At 67.6% G+C, this 15,002-nt stretch carries 15 protein-coding genes; 11 read left to right on the top strand and 4 right to left on the bottom strand.

Annotated elements, in window-relative coordinates; genetic code table 11:
- Positions 1 to 7: 7 nt before the first annotated feature.
- Both ACZ1H8_RS12310 and ACZ1H8_RS12305 read right to left on the bottom strand, forming a co-directional pair.
- The gene (locus ACZ1H8_RS12310) at positions 8 to 538 is read right to left on the bottom strand and encodes a DNA -binding domain-containing protein (protein WP_465177477.1); all 531 of its coding nucleotides are present in this window, start codon (positions 536 to 538) and stop codon (positions 8 to 10) included.
- Positions 435 to 818, bottom strand: coding sequence for a transcriptional regulator domain-containing protein (locus ACZ1H8_RS12305; protein WP_465177476.1), 384 nt, complete (start codon positions 816 to 818; stop codon positions 435 to 437). Before ACZ1H8_RS12305 ends, ACZ1H8_RS12310 begins: the two co-directional genes overlap by 104 nt.
- Positions 819 to 1,023: 205 nt before the next feature.
- Between ACZ1H8_RS12305 and ACZ1H8_RS12300 the strand changes: the two genes are divergently transcribed.
- The 10 genes from ACZ1H8_RS12300 to ACZ1H8_RS12255 all read left to right on the top strand — a co-directional run bounded on the left by ACZ1H8_RS12300 (position 1,024) and on the right by ACZ1H8_RS12255 (position 9,066).
- Positions 1,024 to 1,764 (top strand): helix-turn-helix transcriptional regulator, encoded by a 741-nt coding sequence (locus ACZ1H8_RS12300; protein WP_465177475.1) that lies wholly within the window; start codon positions 1,024 to 1,026, stop codon positions 1,762 to 1,764.
- A gap of 78 nt (positions 1,765 to 1,842) precedes the next feature.
- Entirely contained in the window at positions 1,843 to 2,448 is a 606-nt protein-coding gene (locus ACZ1H8_RS12295) for an acyl-homoserine-lactone synthase (protein WP_465177474.1), read from the top strand.
- Positions 2,445 to 3,305, top strand: coding sequence for a phytanoyl-CoA dioxygenase family protein (locus tag ACZ1H8_RS12290; RefSeq protein ID WP_465177473.1), 861 nt, complete (start codon positions 2,445 to 2,447; stop codon positions 3,303 to 3,305). Before ACZ1H8_RS12295 ends, ACZ1H8_RS12290 begins: the two co-directional genes overlap by 4 nt.
- A gap of 3 nt (positions 3,306 to 3,308) precedes the next feature.
- Entirely contained in the window at positions 3,309 to 3,917 is a 609-nt protein-coding gene (locus tag ACZ1H8_RS12285) for a GntR family transcriptional regulator (RefSeq protein ID WP_465177472.1), read from the top strand.
- A gap of 318 nt (positions 3,918 to 4,235) precedes the next feature.
- Entirely contained in the window at positions 4,236 to 4,772 is a 537-nt protein-coding gene (locus ACZ1H8_RS12280) for an RNA polymerase sigma factor (RefSeq protein WP_465177471.1), read from the top strand.
- A complete protein-coding gene (locus ACZ1H8_RS12275) occupies positions 4,769 to 5,806 on the top strand; it encodes a FecR family protein (protein WP_465177470.1) in 1,038 nt (345 codons plus the stop codon). The genes ACZ1H8_RS12280 and ACZ1H8_RS12275 overlap by 4 nt, the downstream gene beginning before the upstream one ends.
- Before the next feature lie 506 nt (positions 5,807 to 6,312).
- Positions 6,313 to 6,438, top strand: a complete 126-nt coding sequence (locus ACZ1H8_RS12270) for a hypothetical protein (protein WP_465177469.1) — start codon at positions 6,313 to 6,315, stop codon at positions 6,436 to 6,438.
- Positions 6,439 to 6,487: 49 nt separating this feature from the next.
- Positions 6,488 to 7,147 carry a lasso peptide biosynthesis B2 protein gene (locus tag ACZ1H8_RS12265; RefSeq protein WP_465177468.1) on the top strand — a complete coding sequence of 220 codons (660 nt, stop codon included), beginning with the start codon at positions 6,488 to 6,490 and terminating at the stop codon, positions 7,145 to 7,147.
- Positions 7,144 to 8,922, top strand: a complete 1,779-nt coding sequence (locus ACZ1H8_RS12260; protein ID WP_465177467.1) for an asparagine synthase-related protein — start codon at positions 7,144 to 7,146, stop codon at positions 8,920 to 8,922. The genes ACZ1H8_RS12265 and ACZ1H8_RS12260 overlap by 4 nt, the downstream gene beginning before the upstream one ends.
- An 18-nt stretch (positions 8,923 to 8,940) precedes the next feature.
- Positions 8,941 to 9,066: a hypothetical protein gene (locus ACZ1H8_RS12255; RefSeq protein WP_465177466.1), complete on the top strand. Its 126-nt coding sequence runs from the start codon at positions 8,941 to 8,943 to the stop codon at positions 9,064 to 9,066.
- Between the two features lie 41 nt (positions 9,067 to 9,107).
- Here the strand turns inward: ACZ1H8_RS12255 and ACZ1H8_RS12250 are convergent, their stop codons facing one another.
- Together ACZ1H8_RS12250 and ACZ1H8_RS12245 are read right to left on the bottom strand one after the other, a co-directional pair.
- Positions 9,108 to 11,231, bottom strand: coding sequence for an Atxe2 family lasso peptide isopeptidase (locus tag ACZ1H8_RS12250; RefSeq protein WP_465177465.1), 2,124 nt, complete (start codon positions 11,229 to 11,231; stop codon positions 9,108 to 9,110).
- An 11-nt stretch (positions 11,232 to 11,242) separates the two neighbouring features.
- Positions 11,243 to 13,831, bottom strand: a complete 2,589-nt coding sequence (locus tag ACZ1H8_RS12245) for a TonB-dependent receptor domain-containing protein (RefSeq protein WP_465177464.1) — start codon at positions 13,829 to 13,831, stop codon at positions 11,243 to 11,245.
- Between the two features lie 348 nt (positions 13,832 to 14,179).
- On the opposite strand from ACZ1H8_RS12245, the gene ACZ1H8_RS12240 reads away from it, so the two are divergent.
- Positions 14,180 to 14,983: an SOS response-associated peptidase family protein gene (locus tag ACZ1H8_RS12240; RefSeq protein WP_465177463.1), complete on the top strand. Its 804-nt coding sequence runs from the start codon at positions 14,180 to 14,182 to the stop codon at positions 14,981 to 14,983.
- The last annotated feature ends 19 nt before the right edge of the window (positions 14,984 to 15,002 follow it).

Here is a 15,002-nt window from a genome sequence, read left to right as displayed (position 1 = left end):
CCGGTAGCTAGCCGGCCGATTGCCCGCCGCTGCGCAGCAGGTCGCGCCACCCGCCGGCGGCCATTGCCCTGGCCTCGGCCGCGCGTCGGCGCACGCGCGACTTGAGATGGTCGGAGTCGCCCCAGTCGGCAGCCACGCGATCGCGGCCGAACAGCGCGATGGCCATGTCGCGATAGGATGCGCCTGCATGGAGCGCGTCGCCGACGCGTAGCGCCTCGATGCGGCGATGCAGGCCGGGCTCGCACGGATACAGCGCCCTGGAGAATTGCCCGCTGCGCCAGAGCCCGAGCACGCGGCGCAACGTCAGGACATGGGCATCGACGCGCGTCAGCCCCGACAGGAGATAGTCCAGCCGAGCAGGGCCTTCCTCGACCAGCGTACCCTCGACCACGTCGATCCGGATCCGGTGCCAGCCATCGGAGAAGGAGACGTGCTCATGTCCGCCACCCCTCGCGATGGTTGCCCAGCGCGCAAGCCGCGCCAGGTCGATCGCCTCCGGGTCCGAACCCTGTACCGGCACCGCCCGGACCTGCAGCACGAACGGATCGAGATCCGCATGCCAGAGCAGACGCGCGGCAGGGGCCGGGCGAGCGGCGTGCTCCGCGAAAGCACAGCCCGAACTCCCGGGCGCCCGCCTCCGTTTCCACAGGTCCATCGGAGCCGGTGCTCGACTCCCGCAGCTTTCCGCTCATCGCCGCATAGCCCGGGTCTCGTCGCAGCCATTCCCAGGCGAGACCCGCACGGTCGATCCCCGACAGCGCGCGATAGGGCGCGCTGTCCTGCCAGTCGGGACGCCCCTCAGTCAGCGTCCCCACCATGGCCGGTCAACATGCCTGCCTTGGCCGAACAAGCACCTGCGCGACGTTCCTCCCACCCCGATTTGCCCAAATGGGCAGATCGCGATACGCTGGCGGCTTCGATCCGACCGCGGCTGCGAGGGAAAAGCGCAGGTTGCGGAGCCGGCATGACTGAAGCCTGGACGTCGCGGCTCGGGGCGCGTCCCGCATTGGTGTGGCACGGCAAATGGTGATCAAGACAGCTCAGGCATTCGCGCTCGCTGCAGAGCGCGCAGACACGATCGGCGAGCTGGCCGGTCTGATCGAGGCGATCGCGCACGAGATGGGGTTCGAGCATTTCGCGCTCACCCATCATGTCGATGTGCCGCGCGCCCCGCGCCCCGCCATCCGGGTGCACAATTATCCGCGGGAATGGGTAGCCTATTTCGACGCCGAGCGGCTCGGCCCCTCCGATCCCGTCCACCGCGCCAGTCACCTGACGAATGTCGGGTTTCGCTGGTCGAGCCTCCCCGACCTCATCGACCTGACGCGGCGCGATCGCGAGATCCTGGCAAGATCGAGCCGCATGGGCCTTGCCGATGGCTTTACCGTGCCAGCCCATATCCCGGGAGAATCGGCCGGATCCTGCTCGTTCGCGACCCGCCAAGGCTCGAAGGTCCGCAGCGACTGGCTGCCGCTGGCGCAATATGTCGGTGCGAGCGCGTTCGAGGGCGCGCGGCGCCTGGCGGGCGTACGACCGATGCTTGACCGTTCGCCGCTCAGCCCGCGCCAGCACGACTGCGTGTTCTGGGCCGCCCGCGGCAAGTCGGACTGGGAAACGTCGCGGATCCTCGGCATCGGGCATGACACGGCAGTCCAGCACATGAAGGAGGCCCGCAGCCGCTACGGGGTCACCAACCGGACCCAACTCGCGATCCGCGCCCTCTATGACGGGGCGATTACCTTCACCGACGCGCTCAGGCGTTGAAACTCCCCAATACTGGGGAGTGGCCAGCGCCGCCCGCCAGGCAGAGCATCATGGCTCCCACAAGCAAGGGGGCCGTCAATGCTGATGATCCAGGACCAGGTCGAGACCGCGAACCCCGCGGTGATGCGCGCAATGTTCGAGGCGAGGAAGCGCGTCTTCATCGACCTGCTGGGATGGGACCTGCCGGTCCTTGGCGGCAGATACGAGGTCGATCGCTTCGACGATAGTCATGCTTCCTATCTGATCCTGACCGACGGACTGGGCGGTCACCTCGCCTCGGCGCGGCTGCTGCCCACCGTTCGCCCGCATTTGCTGGACACGCTGTTCGCGGAGCTGTGCGACGGCCCGCCGCCCGCGGGCGGCGCTGTCCATGAGATCACCCGCTTTTCCCTGGACCGCCGGCTGAGGGCGCCGGAGCGCAGGCGTTGCCGCGACATGCTTGTGGGCGCGCTGGCCCGCTATGCGCTCGATCGAGGGATCACCACATACACCGGCGTCGCCGAACCGGGCTGGCGGGACCAGATCCTCGCCTTCGGATGGGATGCGGCACCGCTTGGTCCGCCACGGGCCGTCGGCGGCATGATGCTCGGGGCGCTGCGTATCGACATCACGGCGCAGACCCCCGGCCTCCTCGCGGAGAACGGGATCGCAGCCGGGCTGGATACACTGGCGGAGGCAGCATGATGACGGTTTTGCCTGGAAACCAGATCGATCGGCTCAAGGCCGACGGCTTTCTTGTACTGCGGGAGGCGCTCCCCGCGGTCGAAATCGAAGCGCTCGAATCAGACCTTGCCGAGGATTTCGCCCGCACGCCCTTGTGCCAGGGTTATTTCTACGGGGAGCGTACCCGCCGCTTCGGTCGCCTGTTGGCGCGAAGTCGCCATGCCGAGACCCTGGTGATGCATCCCGCGATCCTCGATATCGCAAGGAGGATCATGGCGCCCTGGTGCGACTGCCTTCAACTCAACCTGACCCAGGCGATCCTGCTCGAACCCGGCGCCCCGGCCCAGATGGCGCACCGGGACCAGGACATGTGGCGTGGACCGGTCGGCGAGATCGAATATCTGGTCAATGTGATGTGGCCGTTCACGCCCTATCGCGAGGAGAACGGCGCGACCCTGGTGTGGCGCCGAAGCCACGGCGCGGCAGCCTGCGAACTCGATCCCCAGGTGCCGCCGCTCGCCATCGAGATGGAGCCGGGGGATGCACTGGTCTTTCTGGGTTCGACGCTCCACGGGGCCGGTGCGAACCGCAGCCAGATGCAGCGCCGCGGGGCAATCGTCAGCTACTGCCTGGGATGGCTGAAGCCCTATGAGAACCAGTGGCTCGCCTATCCGCCAGAGGTCGCCCGCCGCTTCAGCCCGCCACTCGCGGACCTGGTCGGCTACCGGCAGCACCGGCCCAATCTCGGCAATTACGAGGGCCAGTGCCCCTCGATCCTGTTGCACGACGTGGTGGACGAGCATCTCGCAGCCATCGACGCGCTGAGACCGGACCAGCAACGACTGGTCGAGGCGCATGTCGCCGAACTCGGTCGATAGGCGATGAGCCCGGGTGTCACCTTCGAGCGGGTCTACCGAGAACTCAGGCGCATGCTGGTCGAGGGCGAGCTGCCGCCCGGTGCGCCGCTCGAGCCGGCACAGATCGGAAGCACCATCGCCTCGAGCATAACCCCGGTCCGCGATGCATTGCACAGGCTGACCGGCGAGCTGCTCGTGGAGGCGCCCAATCATAACGGCTTCCGGGTACCGCTGCCCACCGAGGCGGGCCTGCGCGACCTTTACCAATGGAACGGGCGGCTTCTGGTCCTCGCGGCCCGGTCCCGACGCCTCGACAGCGCCTCGACCGCCTTCGAGGTTGCCGACGCCGCGGACACGGCGGCGGCCACGACTCGTTTCTTTCGTGTGCTCGCCGAGAGCACCGGTAGCGAGGAGCAGTGCGACGCGGTCGCGCGCACCAGCGATCGCCTCGCCCCCTATCGCCGTGCCGAGGCCGCCACCCTCCCGGACGTGAAGGAAGAACTGGCGCTGCTGCACGACGCGGCGAGCCACCCTGCCGAGCTGGTACGACGCCTGACCCTTTATCATCGTCGTCGCGCGAAGGCGGTCCCGGAAATCCTGGTGGCATGCCGCCGGCGTTCCTCCGCGGGATAGTCGCCCGGCGGCCGGAAACCTGGCCCGCCCAGCCGAGAACACGAGCACAGCACCTCACTGCCGACGCTGCGAGCGAAGCGGCCCCGCCATAGCCTCGCGCACGACCTTGGTTGCATGTCGCGGCGATGTGACGCAGACTCGTCACGCAGTGCGGTCAATGCCGGCAGCGCGCTGCGGTAATGACCGCCAGGCATCAAGCACGTCCGCCCGGACCGGCCGGACGCAACTCCCAAGGCAATGCCCGGCACGGGGTCGATCCTCGTGCGTTACACTATTCCTGCCCGCGCGATGCGCGGGTACGACGCTGGGCGCTGAGGCGTGCGCAGGTCCGAGGATGGCCCGGCGCAGACGGCGCGCGACCGCGACGGCCAGTCGCAGATGGACGCGCTTTATCGCGAGCAGGCGCCCAGACTTCGTCGATGGCTCGACAAGCGGCTTCGCTCCGGCGACGACGCCAGCGATGTCGTGCACGACGCCTTCGCGCGAATCCTGGCATCAGACAAGCGACAGGGCCTGCGCCAGCCCGAGGCGTTTCTCAACCGGATCGTGCGCAACCTCATGATCGATCGGTCGCGCCGCCTGTCGAACAAGGCTGCGCATGTCCCGATCGACGAGGTCGACGCACTGATCAGCCGGGCGACGCAGGAAGACGCGATCGAGCTCGAGCAGATGCGCCGGCGCTACCGAGCGGCGGTCGATGGCCTGCCGTCGCGGACGCGGGAGGTGTTCCTGCTGCACCGGGTGGAAGGCGTCGGCTACAAGGACATCGCGACTCGGCTGGGCATCAGCATCCGCACCGTCGAGTGGCATGTCGGAGAAGCACTGCTGAAAATCGGCATGGACCTGAAGCAATGAGCATCGACGACCGCCGGCCGGCGCGGGACGAGGAAATACTGGCGAGCGCTGCGTCCCACTGGTTCGCCCGAATGCGCGGGCCGGACGCCGACGACGAACGCCAGGCGTTCGAGGCCTGGCTCGCCGAGCGACCGGAGCATCGCCGCGCCTATGCACATGCGGCCGAGATCTTCGCGATGGGCAAGCTGCTTGCCGAGCCGGGGGAAGCGGACGCTGCCCCTGCGCCGCGTCGCAACAGGCTCCTCGTCGCAGCACTCGCGGTGGCTGCGGCTGCCGCGCTTGTCTTCGCTGGGTGGACCCGGTCGCACGAGCTGGTCCAGCCAGAGCGCGAGGTCGTCGCAGCCACGACGATCGAAGCGCGCGACTTCGTTACCGTCGCTGGAGAGGCGCGGACAATCCGCCTGGCCGACGGCTCGACCGTGCACCTCGGCCCGGAAACCGGGCTCTCGACCGAGATCGGAAGCCGGGAAAGGCGGCTCACGCTGGTGCGCGGCACCGCGAGGTTCGAGGTTGCGCACGAAGGGCGGCCCTTTGTCGTCTATGCAGGTGGCGGCAGCGTCACCGCCCGCGGTACCGTCTTCGACGTATCGCTGGCGGGTTCGGGGAAGGTCGATGTACGTCTGCTGCAAGGTGCAGTCGATGTCAGCTTGCCGAAAGCCTCGCCGGGCCCGTCCTCCGCCACGAACGACGCATCGCAGCTGCGCAGATTGAAAGCCGGCGAGCGCCTGTCCTTTGCCGGCCTCTCCTCTGCACAGGACAAGGGAGCGATGGAAGATCGATCGAGCTCGGCATCGGCCGAAGCGCGGGATTTCGACTCGGTGCCCGTCTCCGAGGTGATCGCGCTCGCCAACCGGGACAGTGCGCGCCCGATCAGGCTGGCCGACCCGAATGTTGCGGCGATCCGGGTTTCGGGTCGCCTGCGGGTCGACGACACCGAATTGCTCGCGCGGCGGCTTGGCGCCCTGCTCGACCAGGAGGTCCGGACCGAAGATCCTCGCGAAATCGTGCTGGTCCCAGGTCGGACGAGGCGGTGACGCGCGCTGAATTCGAAGTTGGCTGCTGCGACGCATGGGAGCCCGATGCATTCGCGTCGGAACCGAGCGGTGCTTCTTCGATTCCGGGGCCTCTTGCGCGAGCGAGCTCGATTCACCGGGCTGACGAGCCATCGGGCCCCGGTGTCTCAGGGGGACTGACGCGCGGCCGCAGCTCCGGAGGCGCGGCCAAGGACGACGTTGCCGATATGCGTACCACCTCTGGTCTAGCCATCATCAAAGCCGTCTCCCTCATGAACGAAGCCAGAGCCGGGCGGAAAATTCATGCTCCCAGAGGCATGAGGCCACCGCTTTTAGCTGCTACGCCTGGACATGGCGGCGGCAACCCGGCCGTTTGACGGCGATCCACTTTCCCGATCCTAGCCGGATCGATCCAGGATTTGCAAACAATCGGGTTACATCCCGATTATAACCTTCTCATTATTTGAACCATCGCTACCTTCTGGATGGTCATGGCCATGACGTTCTCTCGCAAATGGAGGAATGCCATGAACCGCGAATGTGAAAGCACCGTCGAGTTGGGCGTGGTGAGCGCCGATACCAAGGGCGTCGCACCCGGCATCGTCGACCAGGAATTCGGCGAGCAGCTGAAGTCCGGTCTCAGCGACGACTGACGGACCTGGCGCGTGTCCCCTGGACACGCGCCTTTTCCCCCGCGCTCCCATGTCCGCTCCAATTCACCTTCCCGACGGCATCTCCTGGTGCCGGTGCGCCGCACAGGCGGTGTTCCTCGACTTGCCCGGGGATCGCTACTTCGCCCTGCCCGAGCCTCTGGACCGAAAGTTCCAGCGCTGGGCGAACGGAGAGGCGATCGATGCCGCGGCGGCGGAAGCGCTGATCGCGGTCGGTGTCGCCAGCCCCGGAAATGCCCGCCAACCCAGTCCCGCCGACCATCGCCTCGCGGCCCGCGATCTCGCACTGGCCCAGGGTGGCCGCGCGCCCATGATGACGATCGTGACGGCAATGGCCGAGCAGCTTCGCGCCCGGCGCCGGCTGAGGCGCGGCAGCTTGGCAGAGGCGATCGGCCGGCTCAGCCGGGATCGCCCGCTCGGCCGCACAGTGCCGCGACGCGCGGACGGGCTCGTGCACATCGCGCGTGCCTTTTCCGCGAGCGCAATCGCCTTGCGTGCCGAGGATCAATGCCTGCCGCGCGCCATTGCCGCACGCGCCCTGTGCAACCGACATGGGGAGCGCGCCGCCCTGGTCTTCGGCGTACGCCTTCATCCCTTCGCGGCACATAGCTGGGTCCAGGCTGCGGACGCGGTGGTCGTCGGCGACCTCGAACAGGTGCGCCTCTACACCCCGATCCTGGTGATCCCGTGAGGCCGCGCTACCTCATCCTCGCAGGCCCCGGTCCGGATCTGGCAGCGCAGGCGCAACCGGTCAGAGGAGCCGGGCTAGACATCGCCTGGCGTGCCGACGGGATCATCGCCCTCACCAATGCCGGCTGCACCTGTCTCGCCATCGGTTCCGACGCCTGTGTAATCGGCACGCTGTTTCGTCGGCACGGCCCGGCACGCTCGATCGAGGCGTTCAGTCCATCGGAGCAGGCTGCGCTGGTGGGCGGCGGCCAAGCCACGCTGCTCGCGCACTATTGGGGAGGCTATGTCGCGCTGTGGCCAGCCGGGCATGGCGATGAACTCCTGCGCGATCCCTCGGGCGCGCTCCCCTGCTATGCCGCTCGGGCCGGGAATACGCGGTTGTTCGCATCCGACCTCGACCTGCTTCAGCGCGCCGGTGTTCCGATCGGCGACGTTGCCTGGGATGCGCTGGGCCGCCACCTTCATTCGGGCGGCCTGCCGACCATCGAAACCGCCCTGGAAGGCGTCACCATGCTGCTTCCCGGAGCCGCGATGCGGTTCGCCGACGCCGTCGAGCATCGCGAGCACCGCTGGTCGCCCTGGGACCATGTCGAACCGCGCGATGAACAACCCGGTGAGACCGCGGAGCGACTGCGCCGCGTTGTGACCCACTGCGTCGCCTCGTGGGCATCGTTGTACCGGCACCCGCTGCTCAGCGTCTCGGGCGGCCTCGATTCATCGATCGTGGCCGCATGCCTATCCGACACCGGCAGTGCCGCGTCATGCCTGACCCTGTTCACCGACGACGCCGCCGGCGACGAGCGAGACTATTCTCGCCTTCTGTGCGAGGCGCTCGGCCTGCCGCTCAGCGACTGGCGCTACGACCTGGCACAGGTCGATCTTGGCCAAGCGCTTGGCGCGCATCTTCCCCGGCCCGCCGGTCGCGTCGAGGCCCAACCCTATGAGCGCGCGCACCGCGAGATCGCAGCCCGTGACGGGGCCGACGCTTTCTTCACCGGCAATGGCGGCGACAGTGTCTTTGGCTATTCGCAATCCGCGGCAGCGCTGGCCGATCGCGCGCTGCACGAGGGACCCGGCGCCGGCGCCTTCGCGACGCTGCGCGATATCTGTCGCCAAACCGGGGCCGGTCCGCTGCGCGTCACTCGGGCGGCAGCCCGCATCGCGCGCCAGTCGCCGCGCTACCAATGGAAGCCAAGTGCCGCGCTGCTCCACCCGGAGCTGCTCGCATCGCTCGGAGCGGTGGCCCTCGATCATCCGTGGCTCGATGCGCCGCCCTGGGCCTTGCCCGGAAAGGCCGCCCATATCGCCGGCCTGCTCCGCGCCCATCTGACGCTTGAGCCCGACCGAAGCCGCATCGCGCCGGTCATCCACCCCCTGCTCTCCCAGCCGATCATCGAGACATGCCTCTCGATACCGAGCTGGCAGTGGCGCGAGGGCGGTCGCGACCGGTCCGTCGCTCGAAGCGCGTTCGCGCCAGCCCTGCCCCCGGCGATCGTCGAACGCAGGATCAAGGGGACCCCCGACCCGTTTTGCGGCGAGATCGTCCGGCACAAGCGCGCAGAACTGCGCGAGCGGCTGCAGGGCGGCCAACTCGCCGCCCACCATCTCATCGATCGGGGCGCGATCGATGAAGTCCTTCGACCGGATCGTGCGACGACCGGCGAGGAGAATGTGCGCCTGCTCGGGCTGGCCAATGTCGAGGCATGGCTGACCGCCATGGCATCACGACGACGGCATCCCATCACCGACCGAATCCCGAGCGTGAAGGGTCGGTAGCATCGAAAGGAGAATATCATGCGCAACGAACAGGCGACCGTCATCGAACTCGGGCAGGTGAGCACCGACACGCGCGGACTCACGGTCGGCATCACCGAGAGCGAGTTCGGGATGATGATGCCGACGTGTCTCGACGAAGACTGAACTGAAGCGAGCGGGCGCTTGCGCGCGCCCGCTCGCCACGGTCATGGATCGCCGCGCCCCTCATACGGCCTGGACGACCCGGCCACGTCCGACTGGTTTTCGAGTTCGAGCTTCAGCCGGTCCCAATGGGCGACGTCCTCTGCCCGGTCGGACGCGCGTTCGCCCTTAAACCAATAGTCGAACCAGTCGAGCGACCGCTTGTAGACGGCGAGCCGGTGCGCCGGCTGCCATTTTACGTGGTGCTCGCCGGGAAAGATGTAGAGGTCGATCGGCCGCCCCTGCTCTCGAAGCGCAGTGTAGCTCTGCAGCGCGCCCCAATGCTCGTCATCCGAGACCTGCGCCAGAATGGGGGCCCGGATGGCGGCGGAGTTCGGAGTGATCGCAATCTCGCGCCAGAACGCCTTGGCAGCCGCGCCGTCGTCCGTCAGGGCAGGATAGCCCATATAATGAAACTGCTTCGCCGCTCCCGGCCCGACCCGCACCGGCAGGCTGGTGTCGGGGCAGCAGCTGCTCATCGCGAATGCGGAAAACAGGTTGCTGTGAAGCAGGGCGAAGACTGCGGTGGCAGAGCCATCGCTCAGGCCGGTGATACCGATGCGATCAGGGTCCGCGATCCCACGCTCGATCACCACCCGGACGAAGCCTTCGACAGTGTCGAGCACGCTGCGCCGATCGCCAAAACCCTTGATGTTGCCCTTGTCGATGTCCAGCGCGCGCGCGGCATCTCCCGCCCCGACCGGCCTGGGGCGATCGACGCTGAGCACCGCATAGCCGCGATTGGCAAATGCCTGGATCGGATACTCATCGCCCGTCCCGCCGCGCAGGAAGCCGCGCGAACGATATTGGACGACGATCAGCGGATATCGCCTGCCGGGCACATAGGCGGTCGGCAGCACCAGGTCCGCGAACGCATCGAGCCCGAACCGGTTCGTCGATGCGAGCCGCTCGACCGCGCCGAGCCGAAGCGACCCGAACTCGGGGTTCGGATCGAAGAGCACCTTGCGCCGGCCGTCGGCGAGCTCGATTCGCTCGAGCCGACGTGGCTGGCGCGACGCCTCCCGCAGGCAGACGAGGCCAGAGCGCTCGGGCACGCAATTGAGCAGCACATCCTCGGTCGCATAGAGACGTCGCACCACGCGTGAGCCAGGCTGCCATTCGTAGATTGCGGTCGCACTCCGCGCATGGCCCTCACGGCGCATGAAGCGGATTGCATCGCCCTCCCACCAGGGAGAGCTCGCATCCGCGCATTCTGCCGCACCGCATTCGATTCGGCGACCGCTCCGCTCGACAACCAGCCGACCGAGTATCAGAGCGGCTTCGCCGGCAGCGCCCTCGATCCGTGCGATAGCTCCTCCCGCCCCAGCAGACGAGGTCCAGCTACCCTCCTGCATCGTCGGCCGATCGAGCAGGGCCGCCTCCGCTTCTGTCGCAGGGCGAGTCGCCAAGCCTGCGAGGTCGAGGGCCCAGACCGCTCGCTCGAGTGGCGCTCGTGGAAAGGGTCGGCTGCTCGACGCCGGCGAGAACCGCTCGTCATACCGGAACCCCGAGCGCCCCTCGGCATCGATCGAGGCCAGGGCCGCGCGCAGGCCCGGCCTCGTCGAGTAGATGATGGTGCGCCCATCCAACGAGATGCGGAAGTCGTCGATATCATCCTGGCTCGCCGTCAGCGGCGAACTGCCGCTGCCGTCAGCCTGGGCGCGCCAGAGCTGCACCGCGCCGCCGTCGCGGCGGCGGAACATGATCCACCTGCCGTCGGGCGACCAGCGCGGCGTGATCGGATCGGCGACCCCGCTCGGGAAATTGGCCATGCCCCGAAACTCAACCGGCCGCCGGATGAAGTCGCCACCGCGATCAACGACCACGGGCTCTTTCTTGGCGTTCAGGTCGACCACCACCATTGCCAGGCAATAGGCGTTGGCCGCCGGATCGGCTCGGCGCAGCTGGAATGCCGCCCGCCTCCCATCCGGTGAGATCGAGAACAGGCCGTCAGAGCGCTGTGTCGGATCAGCCGGCCCGATATCGCGGAGGCGCGCCAGGTCCTCCGGCACCAGGGCACGCACGTCCTGCGGACCGGCGGTCGTCGCCGGGACGATGTCGGCGCAGCCCGGCTCCGCCCGGGCCACGAGCGGACACGCGGCGAGGCCGAGCATGGCGAAGGCCGCCACGGCGCGCCCCCTTACCATTGCTTCGTCACCGAGACGCTCACGAACCGCCCGATCGGGGACTGGTTGGTGCTGTCGAACGCGACCGATGAGGGATCCGACGTCCGGATGAAATCGGGCTCGCGATTGAGCAGGTTCTGCACGTTGAGCCTCAACTCGAGGTTGGAGAACACGCCCTGCCCCTCCGGACGGTAGGCGCCGCTCAGGTCGACGGTCGCGGTTGCCGGCAGTTCGACGCGCTGCGGGAAGCGGTTGTCGAGCGTGCCGTCGGCATAGTTGATCGAGCCCGACAGCTGGACCGCCGCTCCTTCCCACCCGATCGTGGCTCGCGCCCGGAATTTCGGAGGGGTGAAGATGATGCCCGACCGCCGCTCCGAAGGCAGGCTCGCGGCGCCCTGGCGCTTGGCATCGAGATAGCTTGCAGACCCCGAAAGCCGAAGCTGGCTGTCGGTACCGAGCGGGGCGCTATAGTCGAACGCGATATCCACGCCGCGGACCCGCTCGCGAGCCGTATTGCGCAGGCTCGCATCGACGACAAAAGCAACGAGGGCTGGGTCGTACGGCGCGCCGCTCTGGTTGCCGAGGCCGAGCGGGGCCGAGGCGATGAGTGCATCGAGCTGGGCCCTGGTCGGAGACCGAAGCACGAAGTCTGCCGCGGCGGGATTCGTCAGCGAAGACAGCGTGTCGCTGATCGGCGAGGCGATGCGCCCGCGATAATCGATGTCGAACCAGCTGGCCTCCACGCGCAGCCCGTCGATGAAACGAGGCCTGAATTCGGCAGTGAAGGTGGAGCTCGTCGCCCGCTCGGCACGCAGGTCCGGGTTGCCGCCGCCGACCAGCAGCACGGTCGATCCCGGCGGGAGCGGTGGCGTCGGTTGCGGCGCGAACCGGCTCGCGGCGAGCAGGACCGCTTCGCGGTTCTGGTTGACCTGGTTCAGCGTCGGGATCTTGAACGAGCGACCCCAGCTATATTTGAGCGTGACATCGCGGTGCGGTGCATAGACCAGGCCCAGCTTGGGCGTCGCCACCGCGTCGATTCCCTCATAGCGCTCATAGCGGAGCGCCGCGCTCAGGCGCAGGGCCTCGAGCCACGGCCGGCGATTGGCCTCGCCGACCAGCGGCGCCGACAATTCGCCATAGCCGAAGAGACTTTCGCGCCGTTCCTCCGTATCGCGGGTCACCCGCGTCACACCTCCTGTTGTCGTGCGCACAAGGATGTCGAGGCGGAAGCGCCGATAGCCGCCGCCAAAGGCAAGGCGCGCATCGCCCCCGGGAAGGCGCAGCAGCGGCCCCTCGGCGCTGACCTCATAGTTGCTGAGATAATTGTCATAGGCCGAATAGCCGACCAGCAGCACGCCACTGGTATAGCGCCGGGCATTGTTCACCGTGGAGCTCGCGCCCTGCGTCGCCTCGAGCACCGCCTCCCAGCCACCGCCCGGCTGGATGCGAAGCGACGGCGTGACGGCATAGGACCTGACGATCGGCATGCTGATCTGGCCGAAATAGGTGACGGGGGCAGTCACCGAGAAGACGTTCGCCTTGCGCGACCTGCGATCCGCAAGCTGCGCATCGACCTCGAACGACAGCCACGAGGCGAGATCATGGTGTCCCGCCAGGACGCTGCTGACCTGGCGGCTGCCCGTCGCGAGCATCTGGGTCGGCTGGAGCTGGCTGCTATACGGGCGATCGTCCGCATAGATCGGCGTGGCCTTGGCATAGTCGAGCGCGACCATCAAACCGCCGCCGGGCCAGCGCGCACCTGTCACACCGGAATATTGCTGCTGGGTGTTCCCGCCCTCGGTCGAGGTGCCGAGGCGCGCACTTGCCTGCAGCCCTTCATAGTCGCGGCGCAGGATGATGTTGGCGACGCCCCCGACCGCATCCGAGCCGTAAAGCGCCGACGCGCCGTCGGTGATAACCTCGATCCGTTCGAGCGCGGCAAGCGGGATCGTCGAGATATCGACGCCCTGGTTGAGGGCGTCATAGGGCAGGCGGTGGCCGTTAATGAGCGTCAGAGTCGCGTCGGAACCCAGCCCGCGAAGATTGAGCGTCGTGGAATTGTTGAGGTTGTTATAGCCACCCTGGTCGCCGCCGCCGGCCACCCCCGGATTCTGCCCGCCGGTATAGTTCTGCGGCAGGATCCGCGAGAGACCGGTCAGGTCGGGGATGCCCTGCTCCTCGAGCCCGCGGCGGCTGACGACCGTGACCGGCGACGGCCCGGTCGCGCCGCGGATGCGCGTGCCGGTCACAGTGATCGTTCCTTCCGCATCCGCATCGCCACTGCTCTGCGTCCGAGGTCGGACGACCAGCGCACCGTCCTGCTCGCCCGCCTCCAGCCCGCTGCCGGCGATCGCGAGCCGAACTGCCCGTTCGGCGGTGAGCCTGCCCCGTACCGCCGGTGCGCGGAGCCCTCGCACATCGGCGTCGGCGAACAGGATTTCGCGTCCGCCCTGGCGCGCGATCGCGCGCAGGGTCACGGCAAGATCCTGCGGCGGCATATCGAATACGGTCGCTTCCGCCTGAGCATGCGCGTTCTGGATCACCAGGCCCGGATGGATCATCGGCGCGACCAGCAACGCTGCGAGAATGACCTTTTTCGACATCGTTTCTTCCCCTCGTTCCGTCGGATCGGCCCGACGCTCGAAGGGATTGACGCGGCATTCGGCGAACTACGGGGTCGCGCTCGCGATTTTTTTGCTGCGCGCGGCTGGCTGCCGAGGCAACGTGGAGGCGTCTTCGAGCGACTGTCCAGGAGGACACGCCTCGGACATGCCGAAGCTTGAGACGTGGCAGGACCAGGTTGCTGCAGACTGTCAGGCACTGTCGTGCGCGAGAGTGCTGATCGCGGGAGCCGCCGGTATGGCCGAAACTCACCCGCCAGAACCGCATGCGACCACGGAGCCCATCATACCGCCGCGCTTATCTTGACTCCCCTTGCGCTCGTTCACTATTTGTTCGAGCACTCCTCCGATCAAGCGATCGGAGCCCAAAGCCTGGACAGCAAGCAGCTTGCTGCTGGTCAGGTTGAGCGATTGCCAGGTTTTTGGCGTTCGGCGCCGGAGCTTGGATCAGGAGCGAGGTCGGGAGTGGAAACAGCCATGTCACGCCTGCATAGCCTCAGGGCTTCGCTCGACCAGGTCGCCTCCTTCCTGAATGCAGAACCACAGGAGCCGATCGCGATCCCGCCGGATGTGACCGAAGGCCGACAGGGGCTGGTCATGTTCGAGGCGAACGGGCGGCGCCGCCTGCGCATGATGCGGTGGGGCTTCCCAAGGCATATTCGCGACGTGAGGCTGCAGGGAAAGGAAGCGGACATTATCGGCTTGGTCGCAGATCTCACCAATCCGATGTGGGAACAGATGGTCGTCGAGCCGCGCTACCGCTGCATCATCCCCATCACCCATTTCGGAAATCCGGATGGCGACCCTGGCGCCAAGACGCGTACCTGGTTCGCACTCAAGGACCGGCCGATCATGGCCTGGGCCGGTTTCTGCCGCAACATTCCCGAAATCGGCCCGAGCTATGCCGGCATGACGATGGAAGCCAATTCGGCGATCCCGCCGACCAACGATCGCATGCCGGTGCTGCTGGAGCCCGACGAGCATGACCTCTGGCTGCAGGGCGGCATCCAGGATGTGATCCGATTCCAGTTTCGCGCACCGGTCGACGCCGACCAGATCGACCGGATCGTGACCGATGACCCATGGCGCGGCGGCGGTCCGCCGCCCGAGGGCGAGCAGCTGGGACTGCTGTGATCATGCAAGTCGAAGGCTG

The sequence above is a fragment of the Sphingomonas sp. BL-S-25 genome (genome assembly GCF_055521555.1).
This window is presented reverse-complemented; position numbering and strand designations above follow the sequence as displayed.